Origin of the sequence: Celeribacter persicus, assembly GCF_003050785.1 — a bacterium.
Taxonomy (GTDB): domain Bacteria; phylum Pseudomonadota; class Alphaproteobacteria; order Rhodobacterales; family Rhodobacteraceae; genus Celeribacter; species Celeribacter persicus.
Genome location: NZ_QAOH01000010.1, coordinates 61,158 through 82,590 on the forward strand (window position 1 = coordinate 61,158; position 21,433 = coordinate 82,590).

Consider the following 21,433-nt stretch of genomic DNA (forward strand, 5'->3'; position numbering starts at 1 on the left):
GAGATCGACGCCTTGGTCGTCGGGGCCGGTCCCGCGGGGCTGATGGCGGCGGAAGTGATTTCCGCAGCGGGGCATGATGTGTTGGTTGCGGAGGCCAAACCCTCGCCTGCGCGCAAGTTTCTCATGGCGGGCAAATCGGGGTTGAACCTGACCAAGAACGAGCCGATGGAGCGCTTTCTGGACGCTTACGCGCCCCTGCATCCGACACTGCGAAACGCTCTGGAGGCTTTTGGCCCGCAGGAGGTGATCGCATGGGCCGAGGGGCTGGGACAGGACATCTTCACGGGGTCCTCGGGCCGGGTGTTTCCGAAGGCGATGAAGGCTTCGCCGCTGTTGCGTGCGTGGCTGGCGCGGCTGGAGGCGCGGGGGGTTACCATGCGGCGCAACTGGCGCATGGTTGGGCTTGGCAATGTCACGGAATTCGATACGCCGGAAGGGCCCGTCTGCATGCAGGCCAAAACGGTCATTCTCGCCCTTGGCGGCGCGAGTTGGGCAAGATTGGGATCGAATGGGGCTTGGGTCGACATGGTCTCTCCTTTCGCGCAGATCGCGCCTTTCACGCCGTCGAATGTCGGGCTTTTGCTGGACTGGACACCACATATGACACGGCATTTCGGTAGGCCCGTGAAAGGTGTGAAGCTGACCGCAGGGGCGTTTGAGAGCCGTGGGGAGTTCGTGATTTCCAAACGTGGATTGGAAGGCGGCGGAATATACGCCGTCACACGCGGGTTGCGCGAAGGTGCGACATTGACGCTCGACCTCTTGCCGGACTGGGATGAGGAGAAGGTCAAACAGGCTCTAATACAGAGGAAAACGAAAGAAACCCTGACGAAGTTTCTGAAACGTGCGCTGCGCCTTACACCGGAAAAAATCGCGCTCGTGATGGAATGTGCCGGTCCACAGCCCAATGATCTCATGACAGCTCTCAAGGCGCTGAAAATCACCGCTGCGCAATTGCGCCCGATGGATGAGGCTATTTCAACCGCCGGTGGGGTACGGTTCGAAAGCCTCACGGAAAGGCTTGAATCCCGCATAAAACCGGGATTGTTCTTTGCTGGGGAGATGCTCGACTGGGATGCGCCGACAGGCGGCTATCTCCTGACCGCCTGTCCGGCCACCGGACGTCTGGCCGGGCAGGGTGCGCTTACGAAGCTTTCATGACTTCGGCCGCAATCTCGAAGGATCTGAGCCGTTTCTGGTGGTCGTGAATATTGGCCGCGAAGATCACTTCCTGCGGCTGATACCGGTCGATCAGAGCCCCGATCTTGTCCTTGACCATCGCTTTCGTTCCGGTCGCGGAGACCGCGAAAATCGCGTCGAGCGCGGGTATGAACCGGGCGGGTACGACGGAGGAAATATCCTCGACCGGATGCGGTAGTTTTCCTGGTTTGCCCATGCGCAGATTGGCGAAGGTCTGCATCATCGAAGATCGCAGATAGACCGCCTCTTCCGCGCTTTCGGCGGCAAAGATATTGGTGGCGAGCATGAAATAGGGCGCATCCAGATAGGCGGAAGGACGGAACAGATCGCGATAGATCTTGACCGCATGATCCAGAGCCGCAGGTGCAAAATGCGAGGCGAAGGCATAGGGCAGACCCAGCAATGCCGCCAGTTCCGCACCATAGGTCGAGGAGCCTAGCATCCAGACCGGCACATGGGTGCCGGTGCCGGGGAAGGCACGGACGGGGGCGTCTTCGGGCATGTCGCCGAGATAGCCCATAAGTTCCTGCACATCCTGCGGGAAAGTCTCGCCATTGGCGTGACCGGGCATGAGATTGCGTCTGAGCGCCCGTGCGGTCGCCATGTCCGTCCCCGGTGCCCGTCCGACGCCGAGGTCGATCCGGTCGCCGTAAAGTTCGCGCAGGGTGCCGAAGGCTTCGGCCACCTGCAAAGGTGCATGGTTTGGCAACATGATCCCGCCTGCGCCGATCCGCATGCGCGACGTATGCCCTGCGATATGCCCGATCACGACGGGGGTGGCGGCGGAGGCGATCCCCGGCATATTGTGATGCTCAGCCAGCCAATAGCGGTTGAACCCCCAGATTTCGGCATGTTGTGCCAGATCGACGGAATTCTTTAACGCCTGAGCGGTGGATACGCCCTCCGGGACGGGAGACAGATCAAGCAGGGAATAAGGGATCATTTTGTGGCTCCTTTTCGCTCAATCTGGGATGATCTCAGCGCAAAACAATCCGCATTTTCGGTCAGCGCCGTTGCGCCAACATGGCAAGCCGGATCAGAGCGCGCTCCATCACCGCCATGGTTGGGGCGCGCGATGCCGAACGCAGGGTCAGGTCCGTATCGGTCAGAATGCCAAGCGCGGTTTCAAGTTTGTACATGCCCCAGTTCGAGGCCTGTCGGGTCATCCGGTCGCGGCGCGGTCCGAAGATCGGCGGGCGGGCGGCGGCGATACCCGCAGCGGCGCCGTTCGGATGGGAAGCCGCAGCATGGAGGCTTCGGAAATGGCGCATGGTGAAGATCGACAGTGCCACCGGGTCGATCCCTTGCCCCGAGAGTTTCACCATCAGCGGGCCAAGCTCATTCGCCAGCCCTTCTGCGACCACGTTCAGCACATCGTCCACTTCGGCCTCTGTCGTGGCCGGGGCGCAATTCTGCACATCTTCACTGGTGACCGGGCCAGGGTCGCCCATCTTGTAGAGCGCGAGTTTGTCGAGTGTCTGGCGGAAATCGCCGGGATCAAGCACGCGGGCCAGAGCCTCGATATCGGTCATCGCTTCGCGTGAGATATTGCTCACCCCGGCCTTGCCGAGCGTCGCCTCGATCTCCGCACGGGACGGCGGATCGGTATAGATCGCGATGGCATAGGCGGAGGGGTGACCTTCGAACAGCTTGCGCAGCTTCGACGTGGCCTTGAGCTGCCCCGCCGTCACGACGATCTGGGCATCGCCCTCGCGCCAGTCGAACAGCGCGTCTTTCACCGTGTCGCTGATCTGGTCGGTCGCGTCCTCGACAAAGGCGACGCGGGGACCGGGAAAGAAGCCCTGTTCCTTGATGGCATCGAGCAGAAGCGTCTTGTCCTTGCGCAACTCCCCGCCAGCGATGCGGGTGAGGCGCATTTCCTCTTCACCCTGCTGGCCGATCAGCCCCTCGATCACCTCCTGACGTCTGAGCGCAATGCGCATGGCATCGGGACCATAGAGCAGTACCCCGGCCTTGCCCGGATCGGGTTTGGCGAAATAGGACAGGGCGTCTCGGGCGGCGAGTTTCATGGTGTCGTCGTGGCGATGATCTGGCTCACCATCTGATCGCCAAGGATCACCATAAGGCGTGCATAGGCAGCGCGAGACGCGGTCAGCGTATCGACCGAGGAGCCGGTGGCGGAATAGGCGGTGAAGCCCGACACGTTGTGTTCGGTCAGAACCTTTCCGGTTGCGATCTCGGTCAACGTGTAACTGACCTTGCCGGTGACATGATAACGCAGGATTTCCTGATCGCGGGTGATGCCGATCTGTTTCTCATCCGTCGAGATTCTGTAGGACAGACGATAGAGCGGCATTTCCGACGGACCGAATTGCTCGGTCAGCCGTTTGTTCAGATTGTAGCTTTCGCGATTCCAGGGGGCGTCGATGTCGACCTTGCCGCGCAGCGCAGCGCCCGTGCCCCCCGGTCCGTAAGCCGGGGTGAAGCCGCAGCCCGTGAGGGCTGCGAGCGAGATCAGGAAGTGTCTGCGATCAAATGACGACATTGACGATGCGGCCCGGTACAACGATGAGTTTTTTCGGCGACCCGCCATCGAGCGCCTTTTTCACAGCATCGTTTTCCAGCACCAGCTTTTCAACCTCTTCCTTCGGCATATCCTTCGGAACCGAGATTTCATCGCGCCGTTTGCCGTTGATCTGGATCGGAAGCGTCACCGTGTCCTCGACCAGCATCGCCTCGTCCGGTACTGGCCACGGGGCCTGTGCAACAAGGCCTTCACCGCCGAGCATGGACCACATTTCCTCCGCGAGGTGCGGGGTCATGGGGGACATGAGCTGGGCCATGGTCTTGAGCGCAAAGCGTTTTGCCTCGCGCCCGGCCTGCGATTTCGAGATGGTGTTGGTGAAGCCGTAAAGCTTCGCGATCGAGGTGTTGAAGCCGAATGATTCGATGCCTTGGGTGACCTCGAACATCGCCTTATGGGTGGCGCGCAGAAGCTCTTCGTCGCCTTTGCCGGTCTCCGGCGCGTTCCCGACCTCGGCGGCCAGACGCCAGACGCGGGCAAGGTGCTTGCTCGCCGCTTCGGCGCCCGAGGCGGTCCATTCGACGTCGCGCTCAGGCGGAGAATCGGACAGCACGAACCAGCGCGCCGTGTCGGCGCCGTATTGTTGGATGATCGCCACCGGATCGACCACGTTGTTCTTCGATTTCGACATTTTGGCAGAGGGGATCACTTTGATCCGTTCGCCAGTTGCTTTCACGAACACATCACCGTCACGTTCCTCCACCTCGTCGGGGTAGTGGTAGATCGTGCGACCGTTCTCGTTCTTGCGTTCGGCATTCTCGTAGATCGCGTGCGTCACCATGCCCTGTGTGAACAGCGCGTTGAACGGTTCGCGGCTTTTGTCCGGCAGGTGTCCGGTCTCATTCATCGCGCGGGCGAAGAAACGGGAATAGAGCAGGTGCAGAATCGCGTGCTCGATGCCGCCGATATATTGATCGACGTTCATCCAATATTCGGCGTCTTCCTTGACGGTCGGCGTCGTGGCGTGGGGCGCGGTGAAGCGGGCGTAGTACCACGAGCTGTCCACGAACGTGTCCATCGTGTCGGTCTCGCGTTTTGCCGGTGCACCGCATTTCGGACAGGTGCAATCACGCCAGGTCGGATGACGGTCGAGCGGATTGCCCGGTTTGTCGAAGGTGACATCGTCGGGCAGACGCACAGGAAGGTTCTCTTTCTTCTCCGGCACCACGCCGCAAGCCTCGCAATGCACCACCGGGATCGGACAGCCCCAATAGCGCTGACGGGACAGGCCCCAATCCCGCAGGCGGAATTTCGTCACGCCATGGCCGACACCATTGGCTTCGCAGAAATCGACGGCGCTGTTGACGCCCTCTTCGCCGGTCTGAACCTCCTCGCCCGCGAAGCCGCGAATGTAGTTCACCTTCTCGGATTTGAGCGGGACGAAAGCCTCTTTGTCATTGAGCGCGCCATCGGCGGGCTCGAACACATAGTTGATCGGCAGGCCATATTTGGTGGCGAAATCGAAGTCGCGCTGGTCATGTGCCGGGCAACCAAAAATCGCGCCTGTGCCGTAATCCATCAGGATGAAGTTGGCGATATAGACCGGCAGTTCCCAGCTTGTGTCGAACGGATGGCGGACGGTCAGCCCGGTGTTCATCCCGAGCTTCTCGGCCTTCTCGATGGCCTCCTCCGTGGTGCCCCCCTTGCGGCATTCCTCACAGAAGGCAGCGATCTCCGGGTTCTCGGCGGCCAATTCCTTGGCCAGCGGGTGATCGGCGGAGATGCCGACGAAGGACGCACCCATCAATGTGTCGGGGCGGGTGGTGTACACCTCGATCCGGTCGTGATGCGCGGGCGCATCGACGATGGAGAAAGCAAACTGAAGACCGCGCGATTTACCGATCCAGTTGCGTTGCATCGTCTTGACCTTCTCGGGCCAGTTGTCCAGCCCGTCGATGGCCTCAAGCAGATCCTCGGAGAAGTCGGAAATCTTGAAGAACCATTGGGTCAACTCACGTCGTTCCACCGGCGCGCCGGAGCGCCAGCCGCAACCGTCGATTACCTGTTCGTTGGCCAGAACCGTCATATCGACCGGGTCCCAGTTCACCGTGGCGTTCTTGCGATAGACCAGCCCCTTGTCGAGCATGTCGATGAACATCGCCTGTTGCTGGCCGTAATATTCCGGGTCGCAGGTGGCAAATTCGCGGGTCCAGTCGATCGACAGGCCCAGCGGCTTCATCTGATCGCGCATCGTGTCGATGTTCTGATAGGTCCATGTGCCCGGATGTCCGCCGGAGGCCATCGCGGCGTTCTCCGCTGGCATGCCGAAAGCGTCCCAGCCCATCGGGTGCAACACGTTATGCCCGGTCGAGGATTTGAACCGCGCCACCACGTCGCCCATGGTGTAATTGCGCACGTGACCGATGTGGATGCGGCCCGACGGGTAGGGGAACATCTCAAGCACATAATACTTCGGCTTGCTCTCATCCCGCTTGGCGAGGAACACCTCCGCCTCATTCCAGGCAGATTGCCATTTCGGTTCGATCTCGCTGGGCGCGTAGCGGCTCATGGTTGCATCCTTCGTCTCAGACAAACGCCGGGCTGTTGAAAGGCCCGGCGTGGTCATAAATCCTTGGCTCTCCGGGGTCCAGAGGCCTTATTTCTCTGTGCTCATTTCACAGGCTTACTTACTCGTGCGCAACTGGCGGGCGCGGGTGAGGATCGCATCCTCGACGGCCTGAACGGTCTCCTGGCTGACCGCGCCACCTTTGGTGTAGAGCGCGACGTTCAGCGTGCGCGCATCCAGTGCCGGATCGGTCACATGGATCACCGCGCGATAGGCGCGACCGCCACCCGGCGGGGTGCCATAACCGGTGATGATCACACCCGTGAACGGATCGGCCTCTTGCACGGGCAGGAAGGACAGCACATCAAGGGCTGCGTTCCAGATGTATTTGTTGACCTGAACAGTGTCGGAGACCGATCCGCGACCGCCGCCGAAAATCGTGCGACGGTTCGGATTTTCGATGACGATGGTTTCGCCATTCGGAATCTCGACGACTTGTCCGGTGGATTTCGTATCAATGGTTTGCGTCGTACCGTCGGTGGTGACCACGGTCTCTTTCTTGCCGCCGGAAAACGGCAGGGAGCCGAAGCTGTCCCCGACAGAGCCGACAGAGTCAAACGCGCCACAGCCCGAAAGCGTCAGCATCGCGGCCAGCGAGGCGGCCAGTACATGGGTTGGGCGAAACATCAAACGCTCCCTCTCAAGACATCGCGGCAACCGTATCGCCCGACGCGCAAAGGGACAAGGCCCCAAGTGCAGGGAAAAGGATGAGAAAAGAAAAGGGCCGCCCCGAAGGACGGCCCAATCTTTTACTCTTCTGAACTTCTAGGAATTAGAATTGGAGGTTCAGAGCCAGCGTAGCGCCGGAGTACAGTTCGTAGCCGCCGAGACCGGTGTCGATGTCGTCGGTGGACTCAGCTGCGGTCGAGTTCGCATCAGCGTAGGAGGCGAGGAAGGAAGCGCCACCGCCGAGGTCATACTCAGCCACGATGTAGGATGCGAAGTCGTCATCGCCATCGTCGTCACCGTCGATGTAACCGGCGGTCACAACCAGACCGAAACCGAAGTCGTAGGCACCTTCGAGGTTGTATTCTTCTTCACCACCGTAAGACTCGTAGTGAGCCAGAACGCTCAACGGACCTTCTTCGTATGCTACGGTCAAGCCATAGGTATAGTCGTCACCATAGCTGCGATCTTTGTCTTCGGAAACGTAGTAACCGGTCAGGGTCACCGGGCCAACCGGGTAGGACACCTGGATGCCGATGGACTCGCTGTCGAGAGTTTCGTTGGAGGCGTAGGCCAGACGGATGTCGGCGCCAGCAAGGGAGGTGCCCACGGCCAGAGCGTAAATCTCGTGACCGTTCAGGTCGCCGCCGTTAACGTCTGCGTTGGCGAGGATGTCATCGTCCGTGATCGTTTGACCTGGGGCGGAAGAATCGCCAGCTACAATGGCCAAAAGATCATCATCTTCTTCCTGGTAGCCGAAGGACACGTAGAAGGTGTCGAAGTCAGCTTCGAGGCCGAGACCGACGCTGTAGAGATCGCCGGTGTCGTTGTCGACGGTGGCGGAGATACCACCTTTGTACATGCCGTAGTCGACGTCAAAACGCAGCACGGATTCGTCGTCGTACTCGTTGAAGCCGTCAGCAACCATGTCGGACACGCCTCTCCAGTAGGAAACCGGAGCGTATTCGATGTCACCGTAGGTGAATTTGAAGACGTCGTTGTAGATGCTGACAGTCAGGTTGTTGTCAGCGTTGAAGAGGTCTTCTTCGTCGTCGGCGTTGTTGGTGTCGTTCAGCTCGAGGCCAAAGGTCAGAGCCGCGGTCCAGCCGTTGTTCAGCTCTTGGGACGCCGTGATGTCGATGTCGGCGTCGATATAGAAGCCATCTTCATAGTCGTCGTTATAACCGAGTTCGGCTTGGCCGGTCCAACTGATCTCAGCGGAAGCAGCGCCAGCAAGCAGGGCGATCGCAGCGGAAGAAAGAAGGATCTTTTTCATTTTTTCCCTCGTGGAATTGGAATATCAGGCATGCCGGCTTACCCGACACATGGCCAGAGAAATGCGCCGAAGCACGCTTTGGGTCAAGAAATCGCACAGCTTGTGGGATAGCTCTCTGGAAAATGATGCAACTAAGCCACACACCTGTTGCACGGGCTGTGTCCTGCGGCATAAGAAATCCAAGGAATGTGTGTTGTACCTTTTAAGGAGGCAGATATGGGGCTTGCCGAGATCAGGGATCGGATCGCGACAGAGGCAAAACGCGTCGGGCGGGCACCGGAGAGCGTGACTTTGATCGCCGTTTCCAAGGTTCAGCCGAATGAACGGGTCGAGGCTGTCCTCATGGAAGGCCAGCGGGTGTTCGGGGAGAACAAGGTGCAGGAAGCGGCCGGGAAATGGCCTGCGTTCAAGGAACGCTTCGAAGGCGTCGAGTTGCACCTCATCGGCCCCTTGCAGACCAACAAGGCGCGGCAGGCGATGGAATTGTTCGATGTGATTCACACGATGGACCGTCCGAAACTTGCCAGAACCATCGCGCGTTTGTCCGAAGAACTGGGCCATTGTCCGAGGTTGTTCGTTCAGGTGAACACCGGTGAGGAGCCACAAAAGGCAGGGGTTATGCCCGCTGAAGCGGACGATTTCATCAAGGAATGCCGTGATCTCGGGCTCGTCATCGAGGGGCTGATGTGTATTCCGCCTGCAGAGGAAGAGCCCTCCCTGCATTTCGCGCTGCTCCGGAAGATCGCAGAGCGCAACGGGATCGAAGGCCTGTCCATGGGCATGTCCGGGGATTTCGAAACCGCGATTGCGCAGGGGGCGACTCACGTCCGGGTCGGTTCCGCGATCTTTGGCGAACGGGATTATTCCTGACGATTCGGGAAGGCCGACAAAGTGTCGGACTTCTGTCTGACCTCTGGGTGGCTTCTTTACCGGATGACCAGCCGCGTCGCAGGCGTGATGCGCTCCGCGATCCAGCGCAGATGGTCGGCCCGAAACGCAACACAGCCCTCGGTCGGATGGCGCGGTTTGCGCCAGCGGTGGACAAAGATGGCGGAACCTTTGCCGGGCGTGGCCATGGGCCAGTTCCAGTCGGTGATGATCACCAGATCATAGAGACGGTCGGCGCGGCGCATTTTCTCGTGACTGGCCTTGAAGGGCGCGCGCACGAGGTGGTTGTAGTCTGGATGATCGCCCGCATCGCACCAGAGATCGCCCGGTTTGATCTTTTCTCCGGCCAGTGCCGGGATTCGGTCTGCCCGGTAATAAAGTGCAGGCATCGTATGAATGCCGCGCGGGCTGGCCCTGTCGCCTTCGCGTTTGTCGTCTGTGATCCCGCCCTTGCCGATGGAACAGGGAAAGCGGCGTCCAAGAAAACGCGCCCCCCAGCGGGTGACGACGATGTCGGTCGGCTTGATCATAGAAGGTGCCCCGACTTGCGCGCCTTGGTGGCGAGATAGGCTTCGTTGAACCGATTCTCCCCGACTTTGAGCGGCACGCGTTCGGTGACAGTGATGTCTTGATCTTCCATCCGGGCGATCTTTTTCGGGTTGTTGGTCAGGAGACGCACGGCGCTGAACCCCATCTCCTTGAGAATCGCTGCCCCGATGCGGAAATCGCGCTCGTCGTCCTCGAAGCCCAGCCGGTGATTGGCCTCGACCGTGTCGAATCCCTGATCCTGAAGCGAATAGGCGCGCATCTTGTTGGCATGGCCGATGCCGCGACCTTCCTGATTGAGATAGAGAAGAATGCCTTCGCCCTCTTCGCCCATCTGCGCCAGTGCGGCATGGAGTTGCGGGCCGCAGTCGCATTTCAGCGAGCCGAAAATGTCGCCAGTGAAACAGGCGGAATGAAGACGGGCCAGAACCGGTTTGCTGCGATCCGGACGACCGACCTCGACCACATAATGCTCTTCGCCACCGTCCTCGGGGCGAAACACATGGACGCGGCTCTTTTCGGCGGCGACCAAAGGGACGCGGGCGTGGACCATGTCATGCAGCGGGGCGAGATCGGCCATCAGCGGCAGGGCGGCCTCGACCGGAAGGACGGTCAGCCCGTTGGTGCTTGCGATCTCAAAGCCATTTTCGACATCGACCATGACGGCAGCGGGCAGAAGGCGTGCCGATTTCGCAAGGGCAATCGCGGCGCGGGCACAGATCGCATTGCCGCCACGCAGCGACCGGAATGGCCCTTTCATCGGATGGGTGAGATCGTCGGCGGGGTCGGCCACGGCGTCGATCCACGCAACATCGGCCTCAGAAGGCAGGACGAGGCGGGCGAGATCCTCGTCATAGGCGCGTGCGGAGAGGGTTTCGGCCCGGCGTGCAGTGATCGCCAGATAGGTCGTGCCAAGCTCCCGCAGATCGCTCAGGCGCTCGGTTGACAGGTCCTCGGCTGCGACGGCCAGCGCATGACCGGTCTCGGAGCGGAGCATTACCGGCACGCCCATACGCATGTCCGCACGGGCGCGGGCGATGATCTCGGAAAGGGTCGGGGCAAGGCTCATGGAGGTGGTCCGTCGTGATGTCAGGGCTCTGATGTAGCGATCTTTGTCACAAAGTGAAACATTTCCCGGTCATTTCACACGCTTGCGTGAGAGCTTTGTTGCAAATCTTGTCCTTTTGATCGGTCACGCACAGATCACGGGCAAGGCACAACAAAAGGAGGTCACGGTGATGGCCACTCTCAAGAAAATCCTGCTCGTCGATGACGATGACGATCTGCGTGAGGCATTGAGCGAACAACTGGTGATGACCGAGGATTTCGACGTCTTCGAAGCCGACAGTGGCGCATCCGGTATCGAAAAGTCGAAGGAAGGTCATTACGACCTAATCATTCTCGACGTGGGTTTGCCGGACACCGATGGGCGCGAGCTTTGCAAACGGCTTCGTAAATCCGGCGTGAAATGTCCGATTCTGATGCTCACGGGGCATGATACGGATGCAGATACCATTCTCGGCCTCGACAGCGGTGCGAATGATTATGTGACCAAACCGTTCAAATTTCCGGTGCTTCTGGCCCGTATCCGCGCCCAGCTCCGCACCCATGAGCAATCGGAGGCGGCCGTGTTCCAGCTTGGGCCGTATACGTTCAAACCGGCGCAGAAGATGCTCGTGACGGAAGACGACAAGAAAATCCGTCTGACCGAAAAAGAAACGAATATTCTCAAATTCCTCTATCGCGCCACCGAAGGCGTGGTGCCCCGCGATGTGCTGCTGCACGAGGTCTGGGGTTACAACGCCGGTGTGACCACACACACGCTTGAGACCCATATCTATCGTCTGCGGCAAAAGATCGAACCCGATCCCTCGAATGCACGCATCCTTGTGACCGAGGCGGGTGGGTATCGTCTGGCATCCTGAAAAATAACGCTGGTGCAGGAACTATTTTGGCCTTGCCTGCGTTCTCTACCGTGAAGACCCCTCGCACATCGGGGGAAAGATGTGCAGTCCCTCGTCCCTGACTGTCGCCCGGCCTTTGTGCCGGGCGTTTTTTTGAGAAGTGGTTTGCGCGGCTTTCGGGTGGTGTCATCCGGGCGGGGCGGATAGGCTCTGGCGCAAATCTGATCCGAGGACCTGCCATGTCTTTTACCCTTGCCACCTGGAACATCAATTCCGTGCGTCTGCGTGAACCCATCGTCTGCAAGCTGCTCGAAGAAGAGGGGCCCGATGTGCTCTGCCTTCAGGAGTGTAAATCGCCGGTGGAGAAAATCCCGATGGAGCGTTTCCGGGCGCTGGGCTACAGCCATATCGTGGCGCGGGGGCAGAAAGGGTACAACGGGGTTGCGATCCTCTCGAAACTGCCGCTTCGGGATATGGGGGCGGTGGATTACGCCGGTCTCGGTCACGCGCGCCATGTGGCGGCGAAACTGGAAAACGGGGTGACGATCCACAATTTCTATGTACCTGCGGGGGGCGACAAGCCGGATCGGGAGATCAATGAGAAATTCGGGCAGAAACTCGATTATCTGACCGAAATGCGCGATGCGTTTTATGCGGAGAAGCCGGAAAAATCCATTCTCGTGGGCGATCTCAACATCGCACCGCGTGAGGACGATGTCTGGAACCACAAACAATTGTTGAAGATCGTGTCGCATACGCCGGTCGAGGTCGAGCATCTCTGTGCCGCACAGGATGCGGGTCATTGGGTCGATGTGACGCGGCAGGACATTCCCGAAGGGTTGCTTTATTCGTGGTGGTCCTATCGGGCACGGGACTGGAGCGAGGCGGACAAGGGGCGGCGGCTCGATCATGTCTGGGCGACGCCGGATATTTCGAACGCCGCACATGGCAGTCGTGTGCTGCGAGATGCGCGCGGTTGGGAGCAGCCGTCGGATCACGCGCCGGTCTTTGCCACCTTCGATCTTTAAAATTCATGCACGAAGGCGCATATATAGCGCCAAATAGATAGAGGAGAGCCGACAATGGATCTCGGACAAGCCAACGGCGCCGCGCATGGCGCATATGTGAAAGATGTTACTGAAGCCGATTTCATGGCCGAAGTGGTGGATGCCTCTCAGGAAACCCCTGTGATTGTCGATTTCTGGGCCCCGTGGTGCGGCCCCTGCCGTCAGCTCGGCCCGGCCCTTGAGGCCGAGGTCGAAGCCGCCGGTGGCAAGGTCAAGATGGCCAAGGTGAACGTCGACGAGAACCAGATGATCGCGGGCCAGATGCGGGTGCAGTCGATCCCGACGGTCTATGCCTTTTTCAAAGGACAGCCGGTGGACGGGTTTCAGGGCGCACTACCGCCTTCGCAAATCAAGGAATTCGTGTCCAAGGTGGCTGCTCTGAACGTGGACGAAAGCCTGTCTGATGCGGTTGCCGCTGCCGATGAAATGTTCGAAGCTGGTGAGTTCGACGATGCGGCGCAAACCTATGCTGCGATCCTCGAAGAAGACGACAAACTGGCCGGTGCCTATGCCGGACTTGCCAAATGTCATCTCGCGAAGGGCGAGATAGACGAAGCCGAAGCCGTGTTGAACGGTGCGCCCGCAGAGGTCTCGCATGACGCAGCGCTTGAAGCCGTGCATGCCCAAATCGCGCTGGCCCGTGAGGCCGAAAATGCTGGTCCCGTGGCCGAACTGGCCGCCAAGGTCGAAGACGATCCCGCCGACATGCAGGCGCGTCTCGACCTCGCCGTGGCGCAACATGCCGCCGGTCAGGTCGAAGAGGCGGTCGAGACGCTTCTGGCCGCGTTCAAGATCGACCGTGACTGGAACAATGGCGCGATCCGCGATCAGCTGTTCAAAATCTTCGACAGCCTCAAACCCAACGATCCGATTGTGCTCAATGGCCGTCGCAAATTGTCCTCGATGATATTTGCCTGATCGTCGGGGCGTTCTAGTTTTAGGAGATGTTGAGCGCAGCCGATCTTCCCGAGACGATCCCCGTCTTTCCACTGCCTGGGGCACTTTTGTTGCCCCGGTCGCGCCTGCCTCTGCACATCTTCGAGCCGCGCTATTTGCAGATGCTTGAGGATTGCATGAAGACACCCACGCGTCTGATCGGCATGATCCAACCGCGTGGCGGGGCAGGGACGGGCAAGCTCAACACCATCGGTTGTGCCGGGCGGCTTACGGCATTCTCCGAAACGGAAGACGGGCGCTACATGATCACGCTCACCGGTGTATCGCGCTTTCGCCTTTTGGCCGAGACTACGGGTTTTTGCCCCTATCGCAAGTTCACCGTGGACTGGTCCGATTTCGTGGCCGATCTCGGGGCATCGGAACACGATCCGGGGTTGATGCGTAGGCCGTTCATGGATCTGCTCAAGCGTTATTTTTGCGAAGAGGAATTGCGCACGGACTGGGAAAGCCTCGGTCAGGCCGAAGATGAATTGCTGATCAATTCGCTTTCCATGCTCTGCCCGTTCAGTCCCGAGGACAAACAGGCGCTTTTGGAAGCGCCCTCCCTTTCCACCCGCCGCGAAACGCTTATAACGCTGATGGAATTCGCGCTGCATGGCGGCTCTGACGAGGATATGATGTGATGGATGCCCAACCGACTTTTGACCGCCGTATGCTTGAGGCGTTGGTGTGCCCGCAAACCCATGGTGTTCTGACCTATGATGCGGACAAGCAGGAGCTGATTTCGAAAACCGCGGGGCTCGCCTATCCGATCCGCAACGGTATCCCGATCATGCTGGTCTCAGAGGCGCGCAAACTCGACGACTGAGCGCCTCGTCTTCTTCTTGGTGAAAATACTCAAAATTTAAAGCGCCACGCCGCGCAGCAGTTTGGGTATGTCACCATTGACACCCGTCGCCTCGCGGATCGCCGCGCGTTTTAGCCCGCCCATCGAATTCACCACGCCCATGCCGATATCCCGCGCCACGCGCAGGAGCGGATTGTCGTTGGAAAACAGCTTGTTGAAGCTGTCGGTCATCAGCGCCATCGTGGCCACATCGAACCGCCGCCACTGTGCGTAGCGTTCCAGAACGTCCTCGCGACCGATATCTTCGCCACGGCGATGCGCCTCGACCAGAACTTCGGTCAATGCGCCGACATCCTTGAGGCCGGCGTTTAGACCCTGTCCCGAGATCGGATGCATGCCATGCGCCGCATCGCCGACAAGGGCCACGCGCGGGGCAGTGAAACTGTTCGCCAGCGTTATGTTCAGCGGATAGGTAAACCGTTTTCCGGCCAGCGAAATCTCCCCCAGGAAATCGCCAAAACGTGGGCGCAATACGGCGAGGTAATCTTCATCGGAGAGCGCCTGAATCTCGGCGGCGAGCGCATCCTTTTCGGTCCAGACGATGGAGCTTTGATTGCCCGGAAGCGGCAGGATCGCCAGAGGGCCGGAAGGCAGGAAATACTGATGCGCGGCACCGTGGTGCGGCAGTTCATGGGAGATCGCGCAGACCAGAGCGGTCTGGCCATAGCCCCAGCCGGTGCGCTTGATCCCCGCACGGGCGGCGGTGCCGGATTTGCGCCCATCGCAGCCGACGATGAGCTTGCCCTCAATCTCCGTGCCATCGCTCAACGTCACCTTTGCACCATGTAGATCGACATCCTGGGCAACCACTTCGCCTTCGATCTGGGTAATTTTGGGATGTCCGTCGAGTGCCTCAAGGAACGCCTGACGCAGGTAGCGGTCCTCGACCATATAGCCCATCGGACTCTCATCAATCTCGCCGTCGCGGAATTCGAGCATGAAGGGGGCGGGGCCTTCTCCGGGTTTCCCATCTGTGACTTTCACATCGAGGATCGGCTGAGCATGTGCAGCAACCTTGTCCCAGATGCCGATGGCTTTCATCAGCTTGTAGGAGCCGAGCGAAAGCGCATAGCCGCGCCCGTCGAATTCATCGCCGATGCGCAAGGCTTTCGGGAGGCTGTCGATCAGGGTCACGGTCAGACCCGCGTTCGCGGAGGCCAGCGCCAGAGCGGGGCCATTCAGCCCGCCGCCGACGATAATGAGATCGCTTTTGCGTGTAGTGTTCCGGGTCATGAGAGCCTCCTTAGCCGCAAATATGACGCGCGAGACAGGATTGTCCATGCGCTCCTGCGCCGCTACCTTACGACGGAACAGGAAAGGGCAGGCAATGGTCGAATATACAGAAATGAGCATGTGCGATCTGGGGCGGGCCATCGGTGCGGGCGATGTCGACCCGCGCGATCTTGCGGCAGCGTTTCTCGACATGGCAAAAGCGCACCCGCTGTCCGACCGGATTTATGCCCGGCTCATGGAGGACCGCGCCATGGCCGAGGCCGAGGCGTCTTGGGCGCGTGCCCGTGACGGTGTTCGGCGAGGGCTTCTGGACGGTGTGCCTGTGTCCTGGAAGGACCTGTTCGATACGGCGGGCGTGGCGACAGAGGCGGGGTCGGCTTTGTTGAAAGACCGCGTGCCGACGAAGGATGCCGAAGTGCTCCGGCGTGCAACGAATGCCGGGCTGGTGGCCTTGGGCAAGACGCATATGTCGGAACTGGCGTTTTCCGGGCTGGGGCTCAACCCGGTCACGGCGACGACGCCTTGTGTAAACGATCTGGATGCGGTGTCCGGTGGGTCTTCCTCGGGGGCGGCGGGGTCGGTGGCCTTTGGGTTGGCATCTGGGGCGATCGGGTCGGACACTGGCGGGTCTGTGCGCATCCCTGCGGCGTGGAACGATCTTGTGGGGCTGAAAACCACGTCTGGGCGTATTCCGCTCGATGGGGTGGTGCCCTTGGCGGCGGCTTTCGATACCATCGGGCCTCTGGTCAAGACGGTTGAAGATGCGGCCGAGGTTTTTGCCATTCTTGACAGCTCGCCCGCGCCGGATCTGAAAGGCGCGACGCTCAAGGGCAAACGGCTTTTGGTGCTCGAAAACGTGGTATTCGATGACATTCGCGACGCGCCTCTGGACGCGTTCGAGGCGTCGGTGCAGAAATTCCGCGAGGCCGGGGCCGAGATCATTCGGGCCGAGCTTCCGGCGGTGACGGATGCGATGGAACTTGCCGGTATCCTCTTCACGACAGAAGCCTATGCCGAATGGCGCGAGGTGATCGAGGCCGCTCCCGACCTGATGTTTCCGCGCATTCTTGAGCGGTTCCGTTCGGGCGGGGCATTCAGTGGCGTGGATTACGTGGCAGGCTGGAAAAAGCTGGCCAGTCTGCGCGCAGACTATCTAAAGGCGACAGTGGGTTTCGATGCTGTCATTTTGCCCACCGCGCCAAACTTGCCGCCGAAAGCGGATCGACTGATGACGGATGCGGAATATTACGTCACGGAAAACCTGCTGACCCTGCGCAACACGCGGGTCGGCAATCTGATGGGGCTTGCGGCTCTGACACTTCCGACCGGTATTCCCTCCTGTGGTGTGACCTTGCAAACCCCGCCGATGAGCGAGGCGCGGCTTTTGCGTCTGGGCAAGGCGGCGGAGGCGGCGCTGGCCTAAAAGTCACAACCTTTGCGCGAGGGGCGCAGACGCCTCCGTCTTTTTCTGGACCAATTGGTGCGGCGCGGTTATCCTGATCGTAATCACCCGGGCGAAAAGATCCGGAAATACAGAGGCAGTAGCAGTTTCATGATGTTCCCTGAGCGGTTTTCCAACCTGCCGGAATACGCCTTTCCGCGTTTGCGGAGCCTTCTCGACGCGCATGCGCCGGGGGGCGAGGTCATGCATATGACCATCGGTGAGCCGCGCCATGCCATGCCGTCTTTCGTGGCGGAGGTGATGGCGGAGAATATCGCGGGCTTCGCGAAATATCCCAATAACAACGGCTCGGATGAGCTTTTGGGTGCGATTGCGGGCTGGCTGGAACGGCGTTTTGGTGTCACGGTCGATCCGATGACCGACATCATGGCATTGAACGGCACGCGTGAAGGGTTGATGAACGCCTGTATCGCGCTTTGTCCTGAGACGAAAAACGGCAAACAGCCGGTCGTGCTGACGCCTAATCCATTTTATCAGGTTTACGCCGTCGCCGCGACGACCATCGGGGCGGAGCCGGTGTTCGTGCCCGCAACGCACGAAACAGGGTTCCTGCCGGATTATGCGGGTCTGCCCACGGAGGTTTTGGACCGCACGGCGATTGCCTATATCTGTAGCCCGTCAAACCCCCAAGGGGCGATTGCCTCGCGTGACTATCTGCGTGATCTGATTGATTTGGCTGAAAAACACGATTTCAAAGTGTTTTCCGACGAGTGTTATTCCGAGATTTACCGTGACGAGGTGCCTGTCAGCGCGCTCGAAGTGGCGCGTGAGATGGGGGCGGACCCGGAGCGCGTGGTGATTTTCCACTCGCTGTCGAAACGCTCGAACCTGCCGGGGCTGCGCTCCGGGTTCGTGGCCTCGGGTCCCGAAAACATGTTGCGCATCCAGCGGCTTCGCTCCTATTCCGGCGCGCCGTTGCCCGGTCCGATCCAAGCGGTGTCCGCGCGGGTCTGGGCGGATGAGGAGCACGTCGCCGCCTCGCGCCAACTCTATGTCGAGAAATTCGATATGGCCGATGAGGTGTTCTCGGGCATTCAGGGTGCGGAGGCCCCACAGGCGGGGTTTTTCCTCTGGCTGCCGGTCACGGATGGCGAAGAGGCGGCAATGAAGCTTTGGACGGAAACCGGCATTCGGGTGCTGCCCGGAGCCTATCTGTCGCGCGAGGTGAACGGGGAAAACCCCGGCAAGCATTACATCCGGGTCGCTCTGGTGGCCCCAAAAGAAGAGACACAGCGCGGGCTGATCAGGCTCCGCGACTGTTTGTACGGTTAAAAAGAGGCAGGCATGGCATCCTATCAGGCACGTGGTCGCGATCCGCTGTTCGACAAAAACACCCAGATATTGCTGGAACGCCGGGGGCGGGAGCTGATCGGGCTCGGCCTTTTGGCGGTCGGGCTGATCTTTGCCCTGCTGCTCGGGAGCTACACACCTGAGGACCCGAGCTGGCTGTCGGCGACGGAAGCGCCCGTGAACAATATTCTCGGGCGGTTCGGGGCCTCGATTGCTTCGCCGTTGATGATCATTGTCGGCGTGGCTTCCTGGGGATTTGCGCTTGGGTTTTTGGCTTGGGGGCTGCGTTATATTTTGCACCGCGGGTCCGAGCGGGCGCTGGCGCGGGCGGTGTTCGTGCCGATCGCCATTGCCGTGGCGGCGGTCTATGCCTCGACCCATGCCTCCAGCGCGCCGCAGAGCTTTGGCGGGCTGTTTGGCGACACGGTTCTGGCAGCGTTGATCCAGATTGTGCCCTTTGGGGCTGCGCTCAGTCTCAAACTTCTGGCGGTGATGTCGTTCTTCGGGGCGTTGATGCTGGCGCTTTTTGCCTTTGGTTTCACCCGCTCCGAGATGTTGGACCTGGGGCGTTTCCTGCTTTGGGGGCTGGTGTCGCTTTATGCTCTGATGCTGCATGTGATGGGACGCAGTGCGCGCGGGTCTGTGCATCTCGGGCAGCGTATGGCGGAGAAGGCGGCGGTGCGGCGTGAGGAGCGTCGTGAGGAACGCCGTCAGATTGCCGAGGAACAGGCCGCCTTTGCCGCGCAGATGCAGGAGCCGCGTTATGGGTCGCGGGTGATCCGGGCCGATGCGCGGGAGGTTCCCATGTCCGCGCCGGTTACCGCTCCGATGCCCACGTCGGAAGTGGAAACCAAGCCTTCGCTTTTCGCCAAGATGCCGACGCTTCTCAAACGCAATGCGATTGAGGATCCGGAACCCGAACTGATCGAGCCGGATCTGGCCCCCGATGTGGAGACGTTGCCGGGGCAGGATGATCGTATCCGCTCGAAAATCGCCAATGTGATCAACTCGCGTGCCCGTGCCGGGTCGCGTGCGGTTGTGCCGGGGGCGAGCCGTGTGGAGCCGCCGTTGACCGCCGCGCAAAAGGCGGTTGCGAAGTACAAGAAGGGTCCGCGCCCGATGATCCTCGATACGACGCCTGCCATGACGGGGCCTGAGGCGGAGACGTTGCAGGCCTATGATGCGTCTTATGATGGCTTTGACGTGGAGGAGTTCGAGACGGACTATGCGCCGCTCGAAGCCTACGAAGAGTCTTATGAGAATGCCTATGAGCCGGTGGAAACGCCGGATTACGTGGCGCCGCAGCCCGCTCGTTTCGAGCATGCGCAACCCGCCTCCCCCGAGGCGAAGCGCGTGGTGCAGCATCCGGTGCGTAAACCTGTCGTGCCCTCGAAACAGGCGCAGGCGGAGGCGCAACCCAGCCTGAAATTCGACCCGAAAGAGGCCGAATACGAGGTTCCGCCGCTGTCGCTTTTGGATAATCCGGTCAATATCGTGCGGCACACCCTGTCCGACGAGGCGCTCGAAGAGAACGCCCGGATGCTGGAGAATGTGCTCGACGATTATGGCGTGAAGGGCGAGATCGTTTCGGTGCGACCGGGGCCGGTCGTGACCATGTATGAACTCGAACCCGCGCCGGGTCTTAAGGCCAGCCGCGTGATCGGTCTGGCGGATGACATTGCGCGCTCGATGTCGGCGCTGTCGGCACGCGTGTCGACCGTGCCGGGGCGTTCGGTGATCGGGATCGAACTGCCGAACGAACATCGTGAAATGGTGTCCTTCCGCGAAATCCTGTCGGGGCGCGATTATGGCGACGGCAAGCATTCCCTGCCGCTGGCGTTGGGCAAGGATATTGGCGGCGACGCAGTGGTGACGAACCTAGCAAAGATGCCGCACCTCCTGATTGCGGGGACCACCGGCTCCGGCAAATCCGTGGCGATCAACACCATGATCCTGTCGCTGCTCTATAAGCTGACGCCGGAAGAGTGCCGGATGATCATGATCGACCCGAAGATGCTCGAACTTTCGGTCTATGACGGCATCCCGCACCTGCTTTCGCCGGTTGTGACCGACCCGAAAAAGGCCGTGGTGGCGCTCAAATGGGTCGTGGCGGAAATGGAAGACCGTTATCGCAAGATGTCCAAAATGGGCGTGCGTAACATCGACGGCTACAACGGGCGTGTCAAAGAGGCGCTCGCGAAGGGCGAGCTGTTCTCGCGCACGGTGCAGACGGGATTTGACGACGAGACCGGCGATCCGATCTTCGAGACCGAGGAATTCCAGCCCGAGGCGCTGCCCTATATTGTGGTGATCGTCGATGAGATGGCCGATCTGATGATGGTGGCAGGTAAAGAGATTGAGGCCTGTATCCAGCGTCTGGCACAGATGGCGCGGGCCTCGGGTATCCACCTGATCATGGCGACGCAGCGTCCCTCCGTGGACGTCATCACCGGCACGATCAAGGCGAACTTTCCAACCCGGATTTCCTTCCAGGTGACCTCGAAAATCGACAGTCGCACCATTCTGGGTGAGCAGGGGGCGGAACAGCTTCTGGGCATGGGTGATATGCTCTACATGGCAGGCGGCGGGAAAATCCAGCGCTGCCACGCGCCGTTCGTTTCCGATGAAGAGGTCGAAAAGGTCGTCTCCTATCTCAAGGCCTATGGGCCGCCGGATTACGTGGGCGGTGTGGTCGAGGGGCCGGATGACGAGAAATCCGCCGATATCGACGCGGTTCTGGGGCTTGGGGTTGGCGGCAATACCTCCGGCGAGGATGCGCTTTACGATCAGGCAGTGGCCATCGTGATCAAGGATCGCAAATGCTCGACCTCTTACATCCAGCGCAAATTGGCGATCGGCTACAACAAGGCCGCGCGTCTGGTGGAGCAGATGGAGGACGAGGGGGTCGTGTCTCCGGCGAACCATGTCGGAAAACGCGAGATTCTGGTGCCGGAGCAATAAGCTCACGCGAAATTCCGTGAGCTGT

Annotated in this window: 19 protein-coding genes; 10 read left to right on the forward strand and 9 right to left on the reverse strand. The window is 60.2% G+C overall.

The window, feature by feature from the left end; all coding sequences use genetic code 11:
* Positions 1 to 3: 3 nt before the first annotated feature.
* The gene (locus C8N42_RS13445; RefSeq protein WP_107817153.1) at positions 4 to 1,161 is read left to right on the forward strand and encodes a BaiN/RdsA family NAD(P)/FAD-dependent oxidoreductase; all 1,158 of its coding nucleotides are present in this window, start codon (positions 4 to 6) and stop codon (positions 1,159 to 1,161) included.
* On the opposite strand, the gene C8N42_RS13450 is transcribed toward C8N42_RS13445, so the two are convergent.
* The 6 genes from C8N42_RS13450 to C8N42_RS13475 form a co-directional block, all read right to left on the reverse strand.
* The gene (locus C8N42_RS13450; protein ID WP_245890127.1) at positions 1,145 to 2,143 is read right to left on the reverse strand and encodes an LLM class flavin-dependent oxidoreductase; all 999 of its coding nucleotides are present in this window, start codon (positions 2,141 to 2,143) and stop codon (positions 1,145 to 1,147) included. The two genes, C8N42_RS13445 and C8N42_RS13450, sit on opposite strands and share 17 nt — an antisense overlap.
* Positions 2,144 to 2,204: 61 nt before the next feature.
* Positions 2,205 to 3,230, reverse strand: coding sequence for a DNA polymerase III subunit delta (holA, locus tag C8N42_RS13455; protein ID WP_107817089.1), 1,026 nt, complete (start codon positions 3,228 to 3,230; stop codon positions 2,205 to 2,207).
* On the reverse strand, positions 3,227 to 3,706 hold the full coding sequence (locus C8N42_RS13460) for a hypothetical protein (RefSeq protein WP_107817090.1): 480 nt from the start codon (positions 3,704 to 3,706) through the stop codon (positions 3,227 to 3,229). Before C8N42_RS13460 ends, holA begins: the two co-directional genes overlap by 4 nt.
* The gene (leuS, locus tag C8N42_RS13465) at positions 3,693 to 6,254 is read right to left on the reverse strand and encodes a leucine--tRNA ligase (RefSeq protein ID WP_107817091.1); all 2,562 of its coding nucleotides are present in this window, start codon (positions 6,252 to 6,254) and stop codon (positions 3,693 to 3,695) included. Before leuS ends, C8N42_RS13460 begins: the two co-directional genes overlap by 14 nt.
* A 114-nt stretch (positions 6,255 to 6,368) precedes the next feature.
* Positions 6,369 to 6,938: a DUF3576 domain-containing protein gene (locus C8N42_RS13470; protein ID WP_245890128.1), complete on the reverse strand. Its 570-nt coding sequence runs from the start codon at positions 6,936 to 6,938 to the stop codon at positions 6,369 to 6,371.
* Between the two features lie 145 nt (positions 6,939 to 7,083).
* Entirely contained in the window at positions 7,084 to 8,253 is a 1,170-nt protein-coding gene (locus C8N42_RS13475) for a porin (RefSeq protein ID WP_107817092.1), read from the reverse strand.
* Positions 8,254 to 8,469: 216 nt separating this feature from the next.
* On the opposite strand from C8N42_RS13475, the gene C8N42_RS13480 reads away from it, so the two are divergent.
* Positions 8,470 to 9,123 carry a YggS family pyridoxal phosphate-dependent enzyme gene (locus C8N42_RS13480; RefSeq protein ID WP_107817093.1) on the forward strand — a complete coding sequence of 218 codons (654 nt, stop codon included), beginning with the start codon at positions 8,470 to 8,472 and terminating at the stop codon, positions 9,121 to 9,123.
* Between the two features lie 56 nt (positions 9,124 to 9,179).
* On the opposite strand, the gene C8N42_RS13485 is transcribed toward C8N42_RS13480, so the two are convergent.
* Together C8N42_RS13485 and ribA are read right to left on the reverse strand one after the other, a co-directional pair.
* Entirely contained in the window at positions 9,180 to 9,668 is a 489-nt protein-coding gene (locus C8N42_RS13485; protein WP_107817156.1) for a L,D-transpeptidase family protein, read from the reverse strand.
* Positions 9,668 to 10,756 (reverse strand): GTP cyclohydrolase II, encoded by a 1,089-nt coding sequence (ribA, locus tag C8N42_RS13490; protein ID WP_107817094.1) that lies wholly within the window; start codon positions 10,754 to 10,756, stop codon positions 9,668 to 9,670. The genes C8N42_RS13485 and ribA overlap by 1 nt, the downstream gene beginning before the upstream one ends.
* A gap of 169 nt (positions 10,757 to 10,925) precedes the next feature.
* On the opposite strand from ribA, the gene C8N42_RS13495 reads away from it, so the two are divergent.
* From C8N42_RS13495 to C8N42_RS13515, 5 genes are all read left to right on the forward strand, one after another.
* Positions 10,926 to 11,612 (forward strand): response regulator transcription factor, encoded by a 687-nt coding sequence (locus tag C8N42_RS13495; RefSeq protein WP_107817157.1) that lies wholly within the window; start codon positions 10,926 to 10,928, stop codon positions 11,610 to 11,612.
* 218 nt (positions 11,613 to 11,830) lie between these two features.
* Positions 11,831 to 12,619, forward strand: coding sequence for an exodeoxyribonuclease III (locus C8N42_RS13500; RefSeq protein WP_107817095.1), 789 nt, complete (start codon positions 11,831 to 11,833; stop codon positions 12,617 to 12,619).
* A gap of 54 nt (positions 12,620 to 12,673) precedes the next feature.
* On the forward strand, positions 12,674 to 13,576 hold the full coding sequence (trxA, locus tag C8N42_RS13505; protein WP_107817096.1) for a thioredoxin: 903 nt from the start codon (positions 12,674 to 12,676) through the stop codon (positions 13,574 to 13,576).
* A gap of 26 nt (positions 13,577 to 13,602) precedes the next feature.
* Complete coding sequence (locus C8N42_RS13510) at positions 13,603 to 14,238, forward strand: LON peptidase substrate-binding domain-containing protein (protein ID WP_107817097.1); 636 nt, start codon at positions 13,603 to 13,605, stop codon at positions 14,236 to 14,238.
* Positions 14,238 to 14,423, forward strand: coding sequence for a Trm112 family protein (locus C8N42_RS13515; RefSeq protein WP_107817098.1), 186 nt, complete (start codon positions 14,238 to 14,240; stop codon positions 14,421 to 14,423). The genes C8N42_RS13510 and C8N42_RS13515 overlap by 1 nt, the downstream gene beginning before the upstream one ends.
* 36 nt (positions 14,424 to 14,459) lie before the next feature.
* On the opposite strand, the gene C8N42_RS13520 is transcribed toward C8N42_RS13515, so the two are convergent.
* Entirely contained in the window at positions 14,460 to 15,695 is a 1,236-nt protein-coding gene (locus tag C8N42_RS13520) for an FAD-dependent monooxygenase (RefSeq protein ID WP_245890130.1), read from the reverse strand.
* Between the two features lie 94 nt (positions 15,696 to 15,789).
* Here C8N42_RS13520 and C8N42_RS13525 point away from each other — a divergent pair, with 94 nt between their 5' ends.
* The 3 genes from C8N42_RS13525 to C8N42_RS13535 all read left to right on the forward strand — a co-directional run bounded on the left by C8N42_RS13525 (position 15,790) and on the right by C8N42_RS13535 (position 21,408).
* Positions 15,790 to 17,118 carry an amidase gene (locus C8N42_RS13525; RefSeq protein ID WP_107817100.1) on the forward strand — a complete coding sequence of 443 codons (1,329 nt, stop codon included), beginning with the start codon at positions 15,790 to 15,792 and terminating at the stop codon, positions 17,116 to 17,118.
* Positions 17,119 to 17,247: 129 nt separating this feature from the next.
* On the forward strand, positions 17,248 to 18,429 hold the full coding sequence (locus tag C8N42_RS13530; protein ID WP_107817101.1) for an aminotransferase class I/II-fold pyridoxal phosphate-dependent enzyme: 1,182 nt from the start codon (positions 17,248 to 17,250) through the stop codon (positions 18,427 to 18,429).
* Positions 18,430 to 18,441: 12 nt separating this feature from the next.
* A complete protein-coding gene (locus C8N42_RS13535; RefSeq protein WP_107817102.1) occupies positions 18,442 to 21,408 on the forward strand; it encodes a DNA translocase FtsK in 2,967 nt (988 codons plus the stop codon).
* Positions 21,409 to 21,433: the final 25 nt, after the last annotated feature.